Genomic DNA, 19,490 nt, shown 5'->3' with positions numbered 1-19,490 from the left:
GCCTCAGTCGATCGACTTCTGGCGCCACAGCCAGGCCAGGAAGCCGCCGAGCCCGAGCGCTGCCGACACCAGCCCCGCGGTGCACGCCGACCAGAACCCCACCGCGCCCTGCAGCACGGCCGGCATGCGCCCGGTGGTGTCGAACGCCACCATGTAGCCGCCACCAAGCCCGACGCCCCAGATCGCGAACGCGTAGATCAGCATCGGCACCGTCGCGAGCCGGTAGGCGCGCAGCACGAACGACGCGATCGTCTGCACCGTGTCGGCGATGTGGAACACCGCGACCCAGGCCAGCAGCGGCATCGCGGCGGCGATGATGGTCGCGTCGCGGGTGTAGGCGCTCAGCACCGCCTCGCGCGCGAGGTACATCGCCGAACCCAGCACGGCGGCCAGTGCCGTGCCGATCAGCAGGCTGTGCCGGCCGATGCGCCGCGCGTCGGCCGCGTCGTGCGCGCCGATGCTCTGCGCCACCAGCGTGCCGCTCGCGTTGGCCAGCGCCAGCGGCAGCATGAACATCAGCGAGATCAGGTTGGCGGCGAGCTGGTGCCCGGCCACCGCGGTGCTGCCGATGCGCGAGATGAAGAACGCCATGAAGGTGAAGCCGGTCACCTCGATCAGGATCGAGCCGCCCATCGGGACGCCCAGCCGCAGCAGCGCCACAAGGCTCGCGCGGTCGGGCTTCGGGAACGGATGGCCACGCAGGCCGAACGCGTTGTAGAAGCTGTCGCGCCGCAGCACCTGCCATGCGAGCGCGAGCTGCAGCCACATCACGATGGCGGTCGCGACACCGCAGCCCGCGGCGCCGAGCGCGGGGACTTGCAGCGGGCCGAGCGTGGCACCGAACACCAGCAGCGCATTCAGCGGTACCTTCAGCGCCAGCGCGCCGAGCTGCAGCAGCATCACGGTGGTCGGGCGCGACACCGCGGTGTTGAAGCCTCGGAACGCGGTGAACACCAGCGCGGGTGGCAGCGCGAACGCGAGCGCACCCAGGTAGCCGCGCACGCGCTCGGCCACCTCGGGCGAGGCCTGCGCGAGCGCGAGGAAGGGCTGTGGCATCAGCAGCAGCGCGCAGCCCGGCACCGCCAGCAGCAGCGCGAGCCAGACCGATTGCTGGAACTGCCGGCCGGCGCCGGGCAGGTCGCGCGCGCCGAACAGCTGGCCGGCGATCGGCCCGATGGCCAGAACGACGCCCATCAGCCCGACGAAGACGGTGATGTAGGTGGCGGCGCCGATCGCGAGCGCGGCCAGGTCGAGGGCGGTGTGGCGCGCCACCATCACGGTGTCGGCGGTGCTGAACGCGAGCACCGCGAGCTGGCCGATGAACACCGGCCAAGCCAGGCGCGCGATGCGGCGCGCGCTGTCGAGCAGGCCGTGCTCGCGAGCGAGGACCGCCGCCGTCACGCGGCCGGGCTTTCGCCGGAGGATTGCGCGCGTTCGGCGTAGCGGTTGAAACGCCAGGCGGTGCCTTCCATCGTGATGCGCCGCCAGGTGATGCGCTTCTCGGCCGGCGACATCTCGGTCCACAGCTGCACTTCGTCGAAGGTGCGGCCGCAGCCCTTGCAGATGTCGTCGCCCTGGCTGGTCGAGCAGATCGCGATGCACGGCGCGTCAGGCGTGCTGGCGTACCACTGCAGCCAGGCGTCGCGGGCCTTGGCCGGCATCGAGGCTTCGTCGCACTCGCTCTCGTGGTAGTAGACGAGCAACGCGTACACCTCGGCCAGCGCCAGCACCTGCGGACAGGCGGTGATGCCGTCCGGCGACGGGCTGCGATCGCGCCACCAGTTGATGGCGGATTCGATGTCGGTGATGTGGATGGCGGCCATGCGGAAACCCTGCGGGGGGCAGAGCATAGCGCGCGCCGAAGACCTCGGTAGCGCGGGTTATTCCTGCGCCGCAACGATGGCGGCGAGCGCCTGTTCGACCCGCTGCCGCTCGGTGCCCAGCTCGACCGGCGCATCGGCCAGCGCGGCCGCGCCCTCGGTCTTCAGCCGCTTGACCCAGCCGCCGGCCTCGCGGCCTTCGGCGAAGCCGCGGCTCTGCAGCAGCACGAGGTTGTCGGATGCGGTGAGCTTGAAATAGAACAGGCCGTCGGCCTCGCGGTATTGCTTGAAGACGGCCAGCTTCGGCGCTTCGACGGCGACCGTCGGCGCGCCGGTGCGCGCGACCGCCTTCATCGACCGCAGCCCGACCGCGCCGCGCAACTCCTGCAGGAACGGCGTTGCCACCGCACGCGCCTTGCGGGCGCCGACCAGCAGCGCCTCTTCGATGCGTTCCGGGTGCGCCATCAGGTCGGCGTAGTTCGCGCGCATCGGTCCCACGTGGGACTCGATCCGTTCGAACAGCCGCTGCTTGGCATCGCCCCAGCCCAGGCCGTCGCGCAGTTCGGCGCGGAAGGTGGCGCGCTGCTCCGGCGAGGCGAAGGCGTCGTGGATTGTCACCAGGTGCGAGGTGTCCGGGTCCTTCGGTTCGCCGGGCAGCTTCGAGTCGGTGACGATCAGCGCGATCGCCTCTTTCAGCGCCTTCGGGCCGCCTTCGAACAGCGGGATCGCGTTGTCGTAGCTCTTCGACATCTTGCGGCCGTCGAGGCCCGGCAGCGTCGCGACGGCTTCGTCGACCTGCGCCTGCGGCAGCACGAACAGCTCGCGCTGCCGGCCGAACAGGTGGTTGAAGCGCTGCGCGACGTCGCGCGCCATCTCGATGTGCTGCACCTGGTCTCGCCCGACCGGCACCCGGTGGGCGTTGAACAGCAGGATGTCGGCGGCCATCAGGATCGGGTAGCTGAACAGGCCCATCGTGATGCCGTCGTCGGCGTCCTTGCCCTGCGCTTCATTGGCGTCGGTCGCGGCCTTGTAGGCGTGGGCGCGGTTCATCTGGCCCTTGGCCGTCACGCAGGTGAGCAGCCAGGTGAGCTCGGGCGTCTCGGGGATGTCGCTCTGGCGGTAGAACGTGACGCGCTCGGGGTCGAGCCCGGCGGCCAGCCAGGTGGCGGCGATCTCCAGGCGCGAACGCTCGATGCGGTCGGGCTCGTCGCACTTGATCAGCGCGTGGTAGTCGGCCAGGAAGAAGAAGCTCTCGACGCCGGGTTCGCGGCTGGCCGCGATGGCGGGGCGGATCGCGCCGACGTAGTTGCCGAGGTGGGGGGTACCGGTCGTCGTGATGCCGGTGAGCACGCGTTGCGTCATGGTGCGGCGCATTGTAGGTGGGGTAATACACTGCCGGCCGATGAAACGCATCGTGATCCTGATCTCCGGCCGGGGCTCCAACATGGAAGCCATCGTGCAGGCTTGTGCCGCCGAAGGCTGGCCGGCGCAGGTGGCGGCGGTGATCAGCAACCGGCCCGATGCCGCGGGGCTCGCATTCGCGCGCGAGCGCGGTATCGCCGCGGTGGCGGTGGACCACAAGCGTTTCGACGACCGCGAGGCCTTCGACGCCGAGCTGGCCGCGGTGATCGACGGCTTCGCGCCCGACGTGCTGGTGCTGGCCGGCTTCATGCGCATCCTCGGCGATGGCTTCGTCGCGCGTTTCGCCGGCCGGATGATCAACGTGCACCCGTCGCTGCTGCCGGCATTCCCGGGGCTGCACACGCACCGCCGTGCCATCGAAGCGGGCTGCAAGCTGGCCGGTGCGACGGTGCATTTCGTGACGCCGGCGCTGGACCACGGGCCGATCATCGCGCAGGCCGCCGTGCCGGTGCTGCCGGGCGACACCGAGGCCAGCCTGTCGGCCCGCGTGCTGGCGCGCGAACACGTGATGTACCCGCGCGCGGTGCGCTGGCTGGTGCAGGACCTGCTGCGGGTCGACGGCGATGTCGTCACGCACACGGCGGGCGAGTCGCAGCTGCTGTAGGCCGCGCTTCGAGATACAGCGTCAGATCAGGCCGGCGGCGATGTTGATCGCCAGCGCGAGGATCGCGGTGTTGAACGCGAACGACAGCAACGATTGAATCAGCACCGTGCGGCGCATCGCGCTGTGCGTGATCGCGACGTCGGCGGTTTGCGACGCGACCGCGATCGTGAACGAGAAGTACAGGAAATCCCAGTAGTGGCGCGGCGCCTTCGGGTCGCCGGGGAACACCAGCCCGCAGTCGGCCGGCCCGGCGTCGTGCGCGAAATAGGTGCTGGCATAGCTCAGTGCGAACAGCGTGGGCAGCAGCAGCCAGGCGCCGATCACCGTGACGAGCGCGAACGCGATGTGCGGCAGCGCCTGCTGCGGCGCGGCGCCCTTGGCGCTCGACAGTTCGACGCCGATCGCGGCGAGGCTCGCGGCCGCGGCCGCGATCACCGCCACCAGCACCGCGCCATGCCCTTCGGCCTGCGCGACCGCGGTGCGGCGCAGATGGTGGTGGTCGGCCCGCGACATGATCCAGAACGCCTGGGCGAGGTACAGCCACATGGCGACGTTCCAGCCGAGCAGCAGGTCGGGTGCAGCATGGCCGGGCAAGGGCGCCAGCGCCGCGACCAGCACGCCGACGCCGGCCGACAGCAGCAGGTGCGGGCGGGCGCGAAGCTGCGCGATCAGTGTCCTCATGGCGCGGGCATCGGCTCGAAGCGCCGGCGCACGACACCATCGATCTCGACCGTCCCCACGAACATCTCGAACGGCCGCACCCACCATCCGGTGTCGTTGTACAGCGGCCGGTAGACCACCATCGGCGCCAGCGATTCGCTGTGCCGCGCGACGCCGATCACCTCGTACTCGCCGCCTTTGTAGTGGCGGTAGAGGCCCAGGGGCAGGGTGGGCAGGGGCGGCAGGTCGGGCTCGGTCATGGCGGCAAGGATAATCGGGGGATGCATCCCAACGCCCTGCTCGAACACGCCACCGAACTGTTGCACCGCGTGCTTCGATTCGACACCCCTGCCGACAGCGTCGTGTCGGCCTTCTTCAAGGAGCACCGCGAACTCGGTGCCCGCGAGCGCCACTCGCTGGCCGAGACCACCTACACCGTGCTGCGCAAGCGGTTGCTGTTCCAGCACCTGGCCCAGTCGGGCAAGGGCGAGATGGAGCGCCGGCTGGCGCTGCTGGGCTGGCAGGGCAACGACGGCTTCCTGCGCGCCGCGATGAACGATTTCGAGCAGCACTGGCTGCCGAAGGTGCAGGCGGTCGATACCGCGGCCCTGCCCGACAAGCTGCGCCATAACCTGCCCGACTGGCTGGCCGAGCGGCTGCAGGCCGCGCTCGGCGAGGAATTCTGGCCGCTGGTGAACAGCCTGAACGAGGGCGCGCCGCTGGACCTGCGCGTCAACACCTTCAAGGCCAAGCGCGAGGACGTGCAGGCCGCGCTGGCGGCCAAGGGCATCGACGCGCAGCCGACGCCGTTCTCGCCCTGGGGACTGCGCATCCAGGGCAAGCCGGCGGTCAACAAGCTCGAGGTCTTCACGGCGGGCGACGTGGAGGTGCAGGACGAGGGCAGCCAGCTGCTCGCGCTGATCACCGATGCGAAGCGCGGCGAAATGGTGGTGGACTTCTGCGCCGGCGCGGGCGGCAAGACGCTGGCGCTCGGCGCTTCGATGCGCAACACCGGGCGGCTCTACGCCTTCGACACCTCGGGGCACCGGCTGGCGGCGCTGAAGCCGCGGCTGGCGCGCAGCGGGCTTTCGAACGTCTACCCGGTGCAGATCGCGCACGAGCGCGACGATCGCATCAAGCGGCTGGCCGGCAAGATCGACCGCGTGCTGGTCGACGCGCCGTGCTCCGGCCTGGGCACGCTGCGCCGCAATCCCGACCTGAAATGGCGCCAGTCGCCGGAATCGGTCGAGGAACTGCGGGTCAAGCAGACGGCGATCCTCGACAGCGCTGCCCGTCTGCTGAAGCCCGGCGGCCGGCTCGTCTACGCGACCTGCAGCCTGCTGGCGGCCGAAAACGAGGACATCGCCCAGGCGTTCGCCGAATCGCATGCCCGGGAGTTCGCCCCGCTGGACGCCGCGGCCGTGCTGGAGAAGGCGCATGCCGGCACGCCGGCCGAACTCGTCACCAACGGTTTCGTACGTCTCTGGCCGAACCGGCATCAGACCGACGGGTTCTTCGCCGCCGTCTGGGAACGCCGCTGAGCTGCCTGACGAAATTAGTCAGTGAGCGCCAACATGGTGGGCTTGATTTCGGTCAGCCGGCGGTCATCTGCGGAACTGGATGGTGCAAACCCCGCTCTTTCTGCGGGTTGTTTGTGGAGGGGTCCCCCTACAATGCGGGACCCGTTTCTTGTGTGACGGTGCAAAGGCGATTTGATGAACCTGTTGATGACGGTCTGGGATGCTCTGGTGAACTGGCTGGCGAACGGCCTGGTCGAAACCACGTGGTGGCAAATTGTCATCATCGCGCTGGTTCTGACCCACATCACGATTGCATCGGTCACGATCTTTCTGCACCGCTCGCAGGCTCACCGCGCGCTCGACCTGCATGCGGTGCCGTCGCATTTCTTCCGGCTCTGGCTGTGGCTGACGACCGGCATGGTGACCAAGGAGTGGGTCGCGATCCACCGCAAGCACCACGCCAAATGCGAGACGCAAGATGATCCGCACAGCCCGGTCGCGCACGGCATCAAGACGGTCCTGCTGACCGGCAGCGAGCTGTACCGCGCCGAAGCCAAGAACCAGGAAACGCTGTCGAAGTACGGCCACAACACGCCGGACGACTGGATCGAACGCAACCTCTACACCCGCTACAGCTGGCAGGGCGTCGGCGTGATGCTGATCATCGACCTGGCGCTGTTCGGTGCGATCGGCGCCACGATCTGGGCGATCCAGATGGCGTGGATCCCGATCACCGCAGCCGGCATCATCAACGGCCTGGGCCACTGGTGGGGTTACCGCAATTTCGAGGCGGTCGACGCCAGCACCAACATCTCGCCATGGGGCATCATCATCGGCGGCGAGGAGTTGCACAACAACCACCACACCTACCCGACCTCGGCCAAGCTGTCGGTCAAGAAATACGAGTTCGACATCGGCTGGGCCTACATCCGCGGCCTGGAGATGCTCGGCCTGGCCAAGGTCCGCAAGACGCCGCCGATGCTGCGCCTGGGCGACGTCAGGCCGGTCGCCGATTCGAAGACGCTCGAGGCGATCATCGCCAACCGCTACGAGGTGATGGCCAAGTACGCCGGCGGGCTGCGCGATGCATGCCGGGCCGAGGTCAAGCGCCTGAAGGCCGAAGGTGTCGCCGCCGGCAGCGCCAAGCTGGCCAACATGCGCCTGGCGCGCCGCTGGCTGCACCGCGACGAGGACAAGATCCCGGCGCACGTGAAGGCCCAGGTGGCCAGCGTCTGTGCCGACAGCCCGGCGCTGTCGAAACTGGTGACGATGCGCGAAGAACTGCGCCAGCTCTGGACCCGCACCAACGTGTCGGCAGAACAGCTGGTGGCCGATCTGCAGGCTTGGTGCAAGAAGGCCGAAGAGAGCGGGATTGCCGCGCTGCAGGAGTTTGCGGTCAAGCTGCGCGCTGCGCACGCCTGAGGCTTCTCTGCCTCCTGTCGAAAAGGCCCGCTTCGAGCGGGCTTTTTTACGTCTGCCGGGGCGTTGTCTGATCGGGGTGTGCGGATCGGGCGGGAGCTCCAGTCAGGGGCGTCCCGGATTGGCATGCGGGCTATGGGTCTTGCTCGATCGGTTCTGGTCAACAAAAAACCCGCCGGGCGATGCGCCGGGCGGGTTTCTGGTGAAGCGCAACCGAATTACTTCAGCTTCGTTTCCTTGTACATCACGTGCTTGCGAGCCTTCGGATCGAACTTCATGATCTCGATCTTCTCGGGCGTCGTCTTCTTGTTCTTGTCGGTCGTGTAGAAGTGACCGGTGCCGGCTGACGATTCCAGCTTGATCTTTTCGCGTCCACCTTTTGCCATGATCAGCTCCTAAATCAGTGTTTGCCGGCGGCTTGTTGCTTGTCGGCGATCTGCTTGTCAGCCAGCACCTTCTCGATGCCATGCTTGTCGATCAGGCGCAGACCTGCGGCTGAAACGCGCAGACGAACCCAACGGTTCTCGCTTTCGACCCAGAAGCGGCGGTACTGCAGATTCGGCAGGAAACGACGCTTGGTACGGTTGTTGGCGTGGGAAACATTGTTTCCCGTCATCGGGCCCTTACCCGTTACTTCACAGACGCGTGCCATGACGCTTCTCCACTTGAATCTCGTTTCAGGAGTGGCACCCAGAGCAGGCTTCAGATCGTCTGGGCCGGGGTTTCCGGAGTCGACGTGACCGTTGTGGCTTGGTGGATGCCTCTTCGAAAGCGCGTTCCAGACCCTTCATTGAACTTCACTGAACGGCCTGCCGCTTTCGGCAAAGACCGCGATTATAGCCAGCTTTTTGGCCAGGTGCCAGTTCAGGCGATGCCTTGCTCCAGGAAGCGCTGCGCATCCAGTGCCGCCATGCAGCCGGTGCCGGCGCTGGTGATGGCCTGGCGGTAGACGTGGTCCTGCACGTCGCCGGCGGCAAACACGCCCGGCACGGTGGTCATCGTCGCGAAGCCGCCCAGGCCGCTGCGCGTCACGATGTAGCCGTCCTTCATCTCGACCTGGCCCTTGAAGATGTCGGTGTTGGGCTGGTGGCCGATCGCGATGAAGCAGCCCTTCAGCGTCAGGTCGTGGGTGCTGCCGTCCTGCGTGCTCTTCAGCCGCACGCCGGTCACGCCGGACGCGTCGCCCAGCACCTCGTCGAGCGTCTGCCACAGGTGCAGTTCCATCTTGCCGGCCTTGACCTTCTCGGCCACCTTGTCGATCAGGATCGCCTCGGCGCGGAACTTGTCGCGGCGGTGGATCAGGTGCACCTTGCGGGCGATGTTCGACAGGTACAGCGCCTCCTCGACCGCGGTGTTGCCGCCGCCGACCACGCACACGTCCTGGTCGCGGTAGAAGAAGCCGTCGCAGGTCGCGCAGCCGCTGACGCCGCGGCCCATGAACGCCTCTTCCGACGGCAGGCCGATGTACTTGGCCGACGCGCCGGTGCAGATGATCAGCGCATCGCAGGTGTAGGTGCCGGAGTCGCCCTTCAGCGTGAACGGGCGCTTCGAGAAGTCGACCTGGTTGATGTGGTCGAACACGATCTCGGTGTTGAACCGCTGGGCGTGTTCCAGGAAGCGCTGCATCAGCTCCGGTCCCTGCACGCCCATCACGTCGGCCGGCCAGTTGTCGACCTCGGTCGTCGTCATCAGCTGACCGCCCTGCGCGATGCCGGTCACCAGCATCGGCTTCAGGTTGGCGCGGGCCGCGTAGATGGCGGCCGTGTAGCCGGCCGGGCCGGATCCGAGGATGAGGACCTGGGCATGCTTGGGGGTGCTGTTCATGAAGAAGCTCGACGGATTCTGGTGGGCGCGCGTGGCGCAAAGGCAGCGAAATGCAGCGATCGACAGAGAAAAACGCCGCCGAGTCTGACATGGGGTTGACTCCGGCTGGTGTCAATCTGCGTAATGGTGACAATAGCGAAATTGTAGGAACTGTGAGTTTTTCACGTTTGCCGGCAACCACCCCAAACAGGAGGAAGTTCGATGGCCATGTTGTCCAATCTTGACCTCATTCGGCGCGTACCGCTGTTCTCGATGCTCACCAACGAGCAGGCGACGGCGATCGCCGACAGCGTGGTCAAGCGCCGCTTCCGTCGCGGTGAAATCGTCGTGGAGCATGGCAAGAAGTCGAATGCCCTCTTCATCCTGCTGACCGGCCGGGCCCGCGTGCTCACGTCCGATTCGCGCGGCCGAGAGGTCATCCTCGCGGTGCTGCAGCCGGGCGACTATGTCGGCGAGATGAGCCTGATCGACAACGAACCCCACTCCGCCACCGTCCGCGCCGAGGTGCAGACCGACATGCTGATCCTCGGCCGCGCCGAGTTCGCGCGTTGCCTGCCGGAGAATTCGAGCCTGTCGTACGCGATCATGCGCGGCCTGGTGTCGCGGCTGCGCAGCGCCGACCGCCAGATCGAATCGCTCGCGCTGCTCGACGTCTACGGCCGCGTCGCGCGATCGCTGCTCGACATGTCCGAGATGGACGGCGAGGTGAAGATCATCCGCAACAAGGTGTCGCGCCAGGACCTGGCGAAGATCGTCGGCGCCTCGCGCGAGATGGTCAGCCGCGTGATGAAGGACCTCGAAGACCGCGGCATCGTCGAGACGCAGGAGAACGGCTCGGTGATCATCAAGGAGCGCCTGACAAGTGGTTGACCACCCCGAGGGCGCTGCGCGCCTTCCCCTCAAGGGGCCGAGTGCCGCGGCTCCAAGGCCGCCTGCGCGGACTTGGACGGCACGAGACCCAACCAACTCTGGTGGTTGGCGCCGCCAGCGGCCCGGCGAAGCCGGTTCCGCGGCGGCCGCTGGATGATCTGGCTCGATCGGCCACAATGCCTGGATGACTTTTCCGCTCGGATCGCTTCGTGCCGACGGCGGCGCTGCCGCACCGAACCATGCCGCCCCGGCCCACGCCGGCGGCACCTACACTCGCTCCGCCACCGGCGGCGGTGATGCCGACGTCGACCGCGCCGGCCTGCGCACGCAGCTCGCGGTGCTGATCGGCGGCGTGCTGTGGCTGCTGGCGGTGCTGGCGCTGGCCACGCACCAGGCGGCCGACAGTGCGTTCTCCACCTCCGGGTCCGCCGCTGCCGCGTTGAACAAGGCCGGTTCGCTGGGCGCCTGGTTCTCCGACATCGCGTTCGTCGTGTTCGGCTACTCGGCCTGGTGGCTGGTGGCGATCGCCGCGCGCGCGTGGCTCTCGGCGCTGGCCCGGCTGCTGCGCCACGGCGAAGAGCATGCGGGCCCGCGCGACAAGCGCCGCCCGCTGTGGGCCTTCTGGGTCGGCGTGCTGCTGCTGATGGTGGCGAGCACTGCGCTCGAATGGACGCGGCTCTACCAATGGGAAAGCTTCGTCGCCGGCGGCCACGCCGGCGGCGTGCTCGGCTACCTGCTCGGCCCGGCCAGCATGAAGCTGCTCGGCTTCGCCGGCTCCGGCGTGTTGTGGATCGCGATGCTGGTGGCCGGCAGCGCACTTGCATTTGGTTTCTCCTGGGTGCGCCTGGCCGAGCGCATCGGCGCCTGGATCGATTCGCTGCGCGAGCGCCGCGTCGAGCGCATCGAGCGCGCCGAAGACCACCGCCTCGGCGAACAGGCGCTGCGCGAGCGTGAGCATGTCGTCGAGGTCGAGCACCAGCTGGCCGAAGACCACGCGCCGATCGTCATCGAGACGCCGGTGGTCGAGGTGCCGAAGTCGGAGCGGGTCGTCAAGGAGCGCCAGAAGCCGCTTTTCACCGAGCTCACCGACACCCGGCTGCCGCAGGTCGACCTGCTCGACGCCGCGCCCGGTCGCATGGAGACGGTGACGCCCGAGACGCTGGAGATGACCTCGCGGCTGATCGAGAAGAAGCTGAAGGACTTCGGCGTCGAGGTGCGCGTGGTGGCCGCGTCGCCGGGGCCGGTGATCACGCGCTACGAGATCGAACCGGCCACCGGCGTGAAGGGCTCGCAGGTCGTCAACCTCGCGAAGGACCTGGCGCGTTCGCTGAGCCTCGTCAGCATCCGGGTCGTCGAGACGATCCCCGGCAAGAACTACATGGCGCTCGAGCTGCCGAACGCGAAGCGGCAGACGATCCGCCTGTCGGAGATCCTCGGCTCGCAGGTCTACAACGACGCGTCGTCGCAGCTGACGATGGGCCTGGGCAAGGACATTGTCGGCGGCCCGGTGGTGGCCGACCTCGCGAAGATGCCGCACTGCCTGGTGGCCGGCACCACCGGCTCGGGCAAGTCGGTCGGCATCAACGCGATGATCCTGAGCCTGCTCTACAAGGCCGAGGCACGCGACGTGCGGCTGATCCTGATCGACCCGAAGATGCTCGAAATGAGCGTCTACGAGGGCATCCCGCACCTGCTGGCGCCGGTCGTCACCGACATGAAGCACGCGGCCAATGCGCTGAACTGGTGTGTCGGCGAGATGGAGCGGCGCTACAAGCTGATGAGCAAGCTGGGCGTGCGCAACCTGAGCGGCTACAACAAGAAGATCGCCGATGCCGCCGAGCGCGGCGAGATCCTCGGCAACCCGTTCAGCCTGACGCCGGAGCAGCCCGAGCCGCTGGAGCGCCTGCCCTTCGTCGTCGTCGTGATCGACGAGCTGGCCGACCTGATGATGGTGGTCGGCAAGAAGATCGAGGAGCTGATCGCCCGCCTGGCGCAGAAGGCGCGCGCGGCTGGCATCCACCTGATCCTCGCGACGCAGCGGCCGAGCGTCGACGTGATCACCGGCCTGATCAAGGCCAACATCCCGACCCGCCTGTCGTTCCAGGTCAGCAGCAAGATCGACAGCCGCACCATCCTCGACCAGATGGGTGCCGAAGCGTTGCTGGGCATGGGCGACATGCTGTACATGCCCTCCGGCACCGGACTGCCGATCCGCGTGCACGGCGCCTACGTCAGCGACGAAGAGGTGCACCGCGTCGTCAAGTACCTGAAGGAGCAGGGCGAGCCGAACTACATCGAGGGCATCCTCGAGGGCGGCACGCTCGACACCGAAGGCGGCGAGGCCGCTCCGGGTGCGGCGGGCGAGGGAGGAGGCGAGGCCGACCCGATGTACGACCAGGCGGTCGGCATCGTGCTGCAGCACCGGCGCGCATCGATCTCGCTGGTGCAGCGCCACCTGCGCATCGGCTACAACCGCGCGGCCCGCCTGCTGGAACAAATGGAGAAATCCGGGCTCGTAACCGCCATGTCCACCAACGGCAACCGCGACATCGTCGTGCCCAATCGTGATGAATGATCGGTTCCCCCGCATGAAGACCCTCCGCTCGCTGGCAGCGCTGCTGCTTGCCACCGCTGCCGCCGCGGCCCACGCCGATGCGGTCGACACGCTGCGCGAGTTCGTGCGCGACGTGAAGAGCGGCAAGGCGGCGTTCACGCAGACCGTCACGGCGCCCGACGGCGTCAAGAAGAAGAACTCCAGCGGCACGTTCGAGTTCGCGCGGCCGAACCGCTTCCGCTTCGCCTACGCGAAGCCGGTCAACCAGCTGATCGTCGCCGACGGCCAGAAGGTCTGGATCTACGACGCCGACCTGAACCAGGCCAGCTCGCGCAAGCTGACGCAGGCACTCGGCGCGACGCCGGCCGCGCTGCTGGCCGGCGGCTCGCTCGAGAAGGATTTCGAACTCGCGCCGCTGCCCGACAAGGACGGCCTGTCGTGGGTGCAGGCGACGCCGAAGGCCAAGGACAGCGCGTTCCAGGCGGTGCGCGTCGGCTTCAAGGCGAAGGAGCTCGCGGCGATCGAGATCACCGACGGCTTCGGCCAGCGCTCGCTGCTGCTGTTCAGCGGCTTCGCGGCGAATGCGGCGATCGCACCCGACAGCTTCGTGTTCACCGTGCCGAAGGGTGCGGACCTCATCGAACAGTGAGCGTGAATGGCCGAGCCGCAACTGCCCTTCTTCGATGAAGCTGAGGCCGATCGCCAGGCCCCCCTCGCCGAGCGGCTTCGCCCGCGCACGCTGAACGAGGTGATCGGCCAGCAGCAGTTGCTGGGCGAGGGCAAGCCGCTGCGCGTCGCGTTCGAATCGGGCCGGCTGCATTCGATGATCCTGTGGGGCCCGCCGGGCGTCGGCAAGACGACGCTGGCGCGGCTGATGTCCGATGCGTTCGATGCGCAGTTCATCGCGATCTCGGCGGTGCTCGGCGGCGTGAAGGACATCCGCGAGGCGGTCGAACGCGCCAACGCAGCCCGCACCTCCGGTCGCAAGACCGTCGTCTTCGTCGACGAGGTGCACCGCTTCAACAAGGCGCAGCAGGACGCCTTCCTGCCGCACGTCGAGTCGGGCCTGTTCACCTTCATCGGCGCGACCACCGAGAACCCGTCGTTCGAGGTCAATTCGGCGCTGCTGTCGCGCGCGACGGTGCACGTGCTGAAGAGCCTGGACGATGCCGACATGGCGACGCTGCTGGAGCGCGCCCGCGCGCTGCTGGCCGCGCCGCCGATGACCGAGCCGGCCGCGAAGCGCCTGATCGGCTATGCCGATGGCGATGCCCGGCGCCTGCTGAACGCCTACGAGAACCTGGTGCGCATGGTGGGCAGCGCGGCCGAGATCGACGAAGCCCAGCTCGAGAAATCGCTCGGCGAGCAGCTGCGCCGCTACGACAAGGGCGGCGAGCAGTTCTACGACACCATCTCGGCGCTGCACAAATCCGTGCGCGGCAGCGATCCCGATGCCTCGCTCTACTGGTTCGTGCGCATGCTCGACGGCGGCGTCGACCCGCGCTATGCGGCCCGCCGCCTGGTGCGCATGGCCAGCGAGGACATCGGCTTGGCCGACCCGCGCGCGCTGCGCATGGCGCTCGACGCGGCCGAGACCTACGAGCGCCTGGGCTCGCCCGAAGGCGAGCTGGCGCTGGCGCAGGCGGTGGTGTTCCTCGCGATGGCCCCGAAGTCGAACGCCGTCTACAGCGCGTACAAGGCGGTGCGCAGCTTCATCCAGCAGGACGGCACCCGCCCGGTGCCGCTGCACCTGCGCAACGCACCGACAAAGCTCATGAAGGACCTCGACTACGGTCGCGAGTACCGCTACGCCCACGACGAAGAGGGCGGGTTCGCGGCCGGCGAGCGCTACTGGCCCGACGATATGGAAACGCCTCGCTTCTACCAGCCCGTGCCGCGCGGGCTGGAACTGCGTATCGGCGAGCGCCTGCAGGAACTGCGTCGGCTGAACGAGGAGTCCAGCAGGAAACGCTGACGATCCGGGTAAACGCCGAGACTTGTTCTGTTCCGCCCGGGTAACCGAGGCCTGTTTTCGCGGTGGCCGCCCTCTAGAATCCGCCGCCACCGCCTCATTTGGGTGCAGCAGGGTGCAGCGCAGCCCGCCAGATAACGACGGCGGGCTTTTTGCTACAGGAACGGTGGCTGGCTTCGCGCGGCAGCTGTTCCTTGATTCGACAAGGCTGCCGCCTTGGATTTCCGCAGGAGACTTTTCACATGGATACCTTCATCCAGCAGATCATCAACGGTCTGGTGCTGGGCAGCGTGTATGCGCTGGTCGCACTGGGCTACACGATGGTCTACGGCATCATCAACCTGATCAATTTCGCGCACGGCGAGGTGCTGATGGTGGGTGCGCTCACCAGTTGGACGGTCGTCACCGCGCTCGCCGGCTCCGGCCTGCCGGGCTGGCTGCTGATGCTGATCTCGCTGATCGCCGCGATCGTGGTGTGCTCGGCCCTCAACTACACGATCGAGAAGGTCGCCTACCGGCCGCTGCGCACCGCGCCGCGGCTCGCGCCGCTGATCACCGCGATGGGCATGTCGCTGCTGCTGCAGACGCTCGCGATGATCATCTGGAAGCCGAACTACAAGTCGTACCCGATCCTGCTGCCGAGCGAGCCCTTCTTCATCGGCGGCGCGGTCATCAACACCGTGCAGATCCTGATCCTGGTCGTCACCGCGATCACGCTGGCCGGGCTGATGTACCTGGTGAACCGCACCAAGCTGGGCCGCGCGATGCGCGCCACCGCCGAGAACCCGCGCGTCGCGAGCCTGATGGGCGTCAAGCCCGACACGGTGATCTCGGCCACCTTCATCATCGGCGCGGCGCTCGCGGCGCTGGCCGGCGTGATGTACGCCGCCAACTACGGCTCGGTGCAGCACTCGATGGGCTTCCTGCCGGGGCTGAAGGCCTTCACCGCCGCGGTGTTCGGCGGCATCGGCAACCTGGCCGGCGCGATGGTCGGCGGCGTGGCGCTCGGCGTGATCGAGTCGCTCGGCGCCGGCTACATCGGCGACCTGACCGGCGACGTGCTGGGCAGCCACTACCAGGACATCTTCGCCTTCATCGTGCTGATCCTCGTGCTGACGCTGCGCCCGAAGGGCCTGCTGGGCGAGCGTGTCGCAGACCGCGCCTGACGCACAAGGAACCCCACCATGAACCTCAGAGACAACAAGCTCGGGACCTGGATCGCCGCGGCCATCGTGCTGGCGATCGCGCCCTTCATCGCGCAGTACTTCGGCAACGCCTGGGTGCGCATCCTCGACATCGCGCTGCTGTACGTGCTGCTCGCGCTCGGCCTGAACATCGTGGTCGGCTACGCCGGCCTGCTCGACCTGGGCTACGTCGCGTTCTACGCGGTCGGCGCCTACCTGTTCGGCCTGCTCGCATCGCCGCAGCTGGCCGACACCTTCCCGCGCATCGCCGAGATCTTCCCGGGCGGGCTGCACACGCCGTGGTGGCTCGCGATCCCGATCGGGGCGCTGGTGGCCGGCATCTTCGGCGTGGTGCTCGGCGCGCCGACGCTGAAGCTGCGCGGCGACTACCTCGCGATCGTCACGCTCGGCTTCGGCGAAATCATCCGCGTGTTCATGAACAACCTGGACGCGCCGGTCAACATCACCAACGGGCCGAAGGGCCTCGCGCAGATCGATTCGTTCAACCTGTTCGGCTACGACCTCGGCAAGCGCCACAGCCTGTTCGGCCTCGTCGACCTGCCGCCGGTCACCAGCTACTACTTCGTGTTCCTCGCGCTGGTGATCTTCAGCGTGCTGATCTGCTACCGGCTCGAGCGCTCGCGCATCGGCCGTGCGTGGATGGCGATCCGCGAGGACGAAATCGCGGCCAAGGCGATGGGCATCAACACCCGCAACCTGAAGCTGCTGGCCTTCGGCATGGGCGCCACCTTCGGCGGCGTGTCGGGCGTGCTGTTCTCGACCTTCCAGGGCTTCATCTCGCCGGAATCGTTCAGCCTGCAGGAGTCGGTGATGATCGTCGCGATGGTGGTGCTGGGCGGCATCGGCCACATTCCGGGCGTGATCCTCGGCGCGCTGCTGCTGTCGGCCCTGCCCGAGGTGCTGCGCTACGTGGCCGGCCCGCTGCAGAACATGACCGATGGGCGGCTCGACGCCGCCATCCTGCGCCAGCTGCTGATCGCGCTGGCGATGATCGCCATCATGTTGTCGCGCCCGCGGGGCCTGTGGCCGTCGCCGGAGCACGGCAAGGCCGCTCCTGTCCCGACCAAATAACAACAAGGAGCCCCGCATGGCAGAAACTGTTCTCAAGGTCAGTGGCGTCTCCAAGCGCTTCGGCGGCCTGCAAGCCCTCTCCGATGTCGGCATCGCGATCGAAGCCGGCCAGGTGTATGGCCTGATCGGCCCGAACGGCGCCGGCAAGACGACCTTCTTCAACGTGCTGACCGGGCTGTACTCGCCCGACTCCGGCAGCTTCGAACTGGGCGGCAAGCCGTACCAGCCGACCGCGGTGCACGAGGTGGCCAAGGCGGGCATCGCGCGCACCTTCCAGAACATCCGGCTGTTCGCCGAGATGACGGCGCTCGAGAACGTGATGGTGGGCCGCCACGTGCGCACCAGCTCGGGCCTGATCGGCGCGGTGTTCCGCACCAGCGGCTTCAAGGCCGAAGAGGCGGCGATCGCCAAGCGCGCGCAGGAACTGCTCGACTACGTCGGCATCGGCAAGTACGCCGAGTTCAAGGCCCGCACGCTGAGCTACGGCGACCAGCGCCGGCTCGAGATCGCGCGCGCGCTCGCCACCGATCCGAAGCTGATCGCGCTCGACGAGCCGGCCGCCGGCATGAACGCGACCGAGAAGGTCGTGCTGCGCGAGCTGATCGACCGCATCCGCAACGACGGCCGCACGATCCTGCTGATCGAGCACGACGTGAAGCTGGTGATGGGCCTGTGCGACCGCGTCACCGTGCTCGACTACGGCAAGCAGATCGCCGAAGGCACGCCGGCCGACGTGCAACGCAACGAAAAGGTGATCGAGGCTTACCTCGGCGCCGGACACAAGACACACTGAGGACGCCCCACATGGCAGCAACGTTGTTGAAGGTCGGCGGCCTGCGGGTCGCGTATGGCGGCATCCAGGCCGTGAAGGGTGTGTCGTTCGAAGTGCACGAAGGGGAGCTGGTCAGCCTGATCGGCGCCAACGGCGCGGGCAAGACCACCACGCTGAAGGCCGTGACCGGCCTGCAGCCGGTGGCCGCCGGCGAGATCGAATTCCTCGGCAAGCCGATCAAGGGGCAGGGGCCGTGGGACCTGGTCAAGCAGGGGCTGGTGATGGTGCCCGAGGGCCGCGGCACCTTCACGCGGATGACGATCACCGAGAACCTGCAGATGGGCGCCTTCGTGCGCAACGACAAGGAGATCGACGCCGACATCGAGAAGGTGTTCGCGATCTTTCCGCGCTTGAAGGAACGCCGCAACCAGTTGGCGGGCACGATGTCGGGCGGCGAGCAGCAGATGCTCGCGATGGGCCGCGCGCTGATGGCCAAGCCCAAGGTGCTGCTGCTCGACGAGCCGTCGATGGGGCTGTCGCCGATCATGGTCGACAAGATCTTCGAGGTCGTCGCCGACATCCACAGCCGCGGCACCACGGTGCTGCTGGTCGAGCAGAACGCGAGCCGCGCGCTGCAGCTGGCCAACCGCGGCTACGTGATGGAGTCGGGAGAGGTCACGATGGACGGCGACGCGAAGGCGCTGCTGGACGACCCGAAAGTGCGGGCCGCCTACCTCGGGGAGTGAGCGACGGCCCCCAAGGGGCGCCACGCCAGGGGCCCGGCAAAGCCGGTTCCCCGGCGCGTTGCTTGATCGGGACCACCCGCTTGGGTGGTTCTCGCCGCTGCGATGCATTCCTATACTTCGTCGCGAAGACGGCTCGAGACAGGGCCGCGACGAACAACCCCTAGGAGTTCCCATGAATGCTTCCCTGCGCACGTCGGGCCTGAGCCTGGCCGTCATCGCCGCTGCCGCGCTGCTCGGCGCCTGCGGTTCCACCATGCCGACGATGGGCGACAACAAGGGCACCGTGTCGGGCGCTGCCGGCGGCAGCACCGCCGAGAACAACAACAGCCAGCTCGAGAAATGCAGCGAATCGCTGGGCACGCTGGCGGTGCAGGAAGACACCACCGCGCCCTGGTACTACCAGCTGCGCCAGCACCAGCTCGGCTCGACCATCCCGGTGCTGCGCCTGATGGTGCAGCAGAGCAACTGCTTCGTGATCGTCGAGCGCGGCGGCGCGATGAACAACATGATGAAGGAGCGTTCGCTCGAACAGAGCGGCGAGATGCGCGCCAACAGCAACTTCGGCAAGGGCCAGATGGTCTCGGCCGACTACACGATGAGTCCGGCGATCCAGTTCTCGGGCAAGACCGGCGGCGGCGGGGGCTTCCTCGGCGGCGGCGGGCTGGGCCTGCTGGGCGCGGTGGCCGGCAACGTCAGCCGCAATGAAGCGTCGACGACGCTGCTGCTGATCGACAACCGCTCGGGCGTGCAGATCTCGGCCGCCGAAGGCACCGCGAAGAACTTCGACTTCGGCATGTTCGGTGCCGCCTTCACCGGCGGGCTGGTCGGCGGTGGCGGCGGCTATGCGAACACGCCGCAGGGCAAGGTGGTCGTCACCGCGTTCGCCGACTCGTTCAACCAGATGGTGAAGTCGCTGCGCAACTACAAGGCGCAGACCGTCAAGGGCGGCCTGGGCACCGGCGGCCGCCTGGGCGTGGATGGCGGCACGACGCCGGCATCGCAGCCGCAGGCTCCGACCAAAAAGAAATAAG

Annotated in this window: 20 protein-coding genes; 12 read left to right on the top strand and 8 right to left on the bottom strand. The window is 67.8% G+C overall.

Annotation, left to right across the window (positions count from 1 at the left end; genetic code table 11):
- Window positions 1-3: 3 nt before the first annotated feature.
- From FHT26_RS13465 to FHT26_RS13455, 3 genes are read right to left on the bottom strand one after another with little or no spacing between them, the layout of a single operon-like run.
- Entirely contained in the window at window positions 4-1,401 is a 1,398-nt protein-coding gene (locus FHT26_RS13465) for an MATE family efflux transporter (RefSeq protein WP_349238142.1), read from the bottom strand.
- Window positions 1,398-1,823 (bottom strand): DUF3717 domain-containing protein, encoded by a 426-nt coding sequence (locus tag FHT26_RS13460; protein WP_168560650.1) that lies wholly within the window; start codon window positions 1,821-1,823, stop codon window positions 1,398-1,400. Before FHT26_RS13460 ends, FHT26_RS13465 begins: the two co-directional genes overlap by 4 nt.
- 57 nt (window positions 1,824-1,880) lie before the next feature.
- On the bottom strand, window positions 1,881-3,182 hold the full coding sequence (locus FHT26_RS13455) for a tryptophan--tRNA ligase (RefSeq protein ID WP_168560649.1): 1,302 nt from the start codon (window positions 3,180-3,182) through the stop codon (window positions 1,881-1,883).
- 40 nt (window positions 3,183-3,222) lie between these two features.
- Between FHT26_RS13455 and purN the strand changes: the two genes are divergently transcribed.
- The gene (gene purN, locus FHT26_RS13450; RefSeq protein WP_168560648.1) at window positions 3,223-3,846 is read left to right on the top strand and encodes a phosphoribosylglycinamide formyltransferase; all 624 of its coding nucleotides are present in this window, start codon (window positions 3,223-3,225) and stop codon (window positions 3,844-3,846) included.
- A 21-nt stretch (window positions 3,847-3,867) separates the two neighbouring features.
- Here the strand turns inward: purN and FHT26_RS13445 are convergent, their stop codons facing one another.
- Complete coding sequence (locus FHT26_RS13445; RefSeq protein WP_168560647.1) at window positions 3,868-4,527, bottom strand: DUF1345 domain-containing protein; 660 nt, start codon at window positions 4,525-4,527, stop codon at window positions 3,868-3,870.
- Window positions 4,524-4,766, bottom strand: a complete 243-nt coding sequence (locus tag FHT26_RS13440) for a DUF1653 domain-containing protein (protein ID WP_168560646.1) — start codon at window positions 4,764-4,766, stop codon at window positions 4,524-4,526. The genes FHT26_RS13445 and FHT26_RS13440 overlap by 4 nt, the downstream gene beginning before the upstream one ends.
- Window positions 4,767-4,787: 21 nt before the next feature.
- On the opposite strand from FHT26_RS13440, the gene FHT26_RS13435 reads away from it, so the two are divergent.
- Window positions 4,788-6,047 carry an RsmB/NOP family class I SAM-dependent RNA methyltransferase gene (locus tag FHT26_RS13435; RefSeq protein WP_168560645.1) on the top strand — a complete coding sequence of 420 codons (1,260 nt, stop codon included), beginning with the start codon at window positions 4,788-4,790 and terminating at the stop codon, window positions 6,045-6,047.
- Between the two features lie 174 nt (window positions 6,048-6,221).
- Window positions 6,222-7,448 carry a DesA family fatty acid desaturase gene (locus FHT26_RS13430; protein ID WP_168560644.1) on the top strand — a complete coding sequence of 409 codons (1,227 nt, stop codon included), beginning with the start codon at window positions 6,222-6,224 and terminating at the stop codon, window positions 7,446-7,448.
- Window positions 7,449-7,663: 215 nt separating this feature from the next.
- Here the strand turns inward: FHT26_RS13430 and rpmG are convergent, their stop codons facing one another.
- The 3 genes from rpmG to trxB form a co-directional block, all read right to left on the bottom strand.
- Complete coding sequence (gene rpmG / locus FHT26_RS13425; protein ID WP_047498832.1) at window positions 7,664-7,831, bottom strand: 50S ribosomal protein L33; 168 nt, start codon at window positions 7,829-7,831, stop codon at window positions 7,664-7,666.
- A gap of 14 nt (window positions 7,832-7,845) precedes the next feature.
- A complete protein-coding gene (gene rpmB / locus FHT26_RS13420) occupies window positions 7,846-8,097 on the bottom strand; it encodes a 50S ribosomal protein L28 (RefSeq protein WP_168560643.1) in 252 nt (83 codons plus the stop codon).
- Window positions 8,098-8,309: 212 nt separating this feature from the next.
- Entirely contained in the window at window positions 8,310-9,269 is a 960-nt protein-coding gene (gene trxB, locus FHT26_RS13415; protein ID WP_168560642.1) for a thioredoxin-disulfide reductase, read from the bottom strand.
- 201 nt (window positions 9,270-9,470) lie between these two features.
- On the opposite strand from trxB, the gene FHT26_RS13410 reads away from it, so the two are divergent.
- The 9 genes from FHT26_RS13410 (at window position 9,471) to FHT26_RS13370 (ending at window position 19,489) form a co-directional block, all read left to right on the top strand.
- Complete coding sequence (locus FHT26_RS13410; RefSeq protein ID WP_056810359.1) at window positions 9,471-10,139, top strand: Crp/Fnr family transcriptional regulator; 669 nt, start codon at window positions 9,471-9,473, stop codon at window positions 10,137-10,139.
- A gap of 184 nt (window positions 10,140-10,323) precedes the next feature.
- The gene (locus FHT26_RS13405; protein WP_168560641.1) at window positions 10,324-12,714 is read left to right on the top strand and encodes a DNA translocase FtsK; all 2,391 of its coding nucleotides are present in this window, start codon (window positions 10,324-10,326) and stop codon (window positions 12,712-12,714) included.
- Window positions 12,715-12,727: 13 nt separating this feature from the next.
- Window positions 12,728-13,342, top strand: coding sequence for an outer membrane lipoprotein periplasmic chaperone LolA (gene lolA / locus FHT26_RS13400; protein ID WP_168560640.1), 615 nt, complete (start codon window positions 12,728-12,730; stop codon window positions 13,340-13,342).
- A gap of 6 nt (window positions 13,343-13,348) precedes the next feature.
- Entirely contained in the window at window positions 13,349-14,668 is a 1,320-nt protein-coding gene (locus tag FHT26_RS13395; RefSeq protein ID WP_168560639.1) for a replication-associated recombination protein A, read from the top strand.
- Window positions 14,669-14,907: 239 nt separating this feature from the next.
- Window positions 14,908-15,831: a branched-chain amino acid ABC transporter permease gene (locus tag FHT26_RS13390; RefSeq protein WP_168560638.1), complete on the top strand. Its 924-nt coding sequence runs from the start codon at window positions 14,908-14,910 to the stop codon at window positions 15,829-15,831.
- Window positions 15,832-15,849: 18 nt separating this feature from the next.
- The gene (locus FHT26_RS13385; protein ID WP_168560637.1) at window positions 15,850-16,941 is read left to right on the top strand and encodes a branched-chain amino acid ABC transporter permease; all 1,092 of its coding nucleotides are present in this window, start codon (window positions 15,850-15,852) and stop codon (window positions 16,939-16,941) included.
- A gap of 16 nt (window positions 16,942-16,957) precedes the next feature.
- Complete coding sequence (locus tag FHT26_RS13380) at window positions 16,958-17,734, top strand: ABC transporter ATP-binding protein (protein ID WP_168560636.1); 777 nt, start codon at window positions 16,958-16,960, stop codon at window positions 17,732-17,734.
- Between the two features lie 11 nt (window positions 17,735-17,745).
- Window positions 17,746-18,459: an ABC transporter ATP-binding protein gene (locus tag FHT26_RS13375; protein ID WP_056810375.1), complete on the top strand. Its 714-nt coding sequence runs from the start codon at window positions 17,746-17,748 to the stop codon at window positions 18,457-18,459.
- Between the two features lie 172 nt (window positions 18,460-18,631).
- The gene (locus FHT26_RS13370) at window positions 18,632-19,489 is read left to right on the top strand and encodes a CsgG/HfaB family protein (protein WP_168560635.1); all 858 of its coding nucleotides are present in this window, start codon (window positions 18,632-18,634) and stop codon (window positions 19,487-19,489) included.
- The last annotated feature ends 1 nt before the right edge of the window (window position 19,490 follow it).

It is taken from the genome of Rhizobacter sp. SG703, from assembly GCF_012275445.1.
Lineage (GTDB): Bacteria > Pseudomonadota > Gammaproteobacteria > Burkholderiales > Burkholderiaceae_C > Rhizobacter.
The sequence above is the reverse complement of the archived record's forward strand: the minus strand, read 5'-3'. Positions and strand labels throughout refer to the sequence as shown.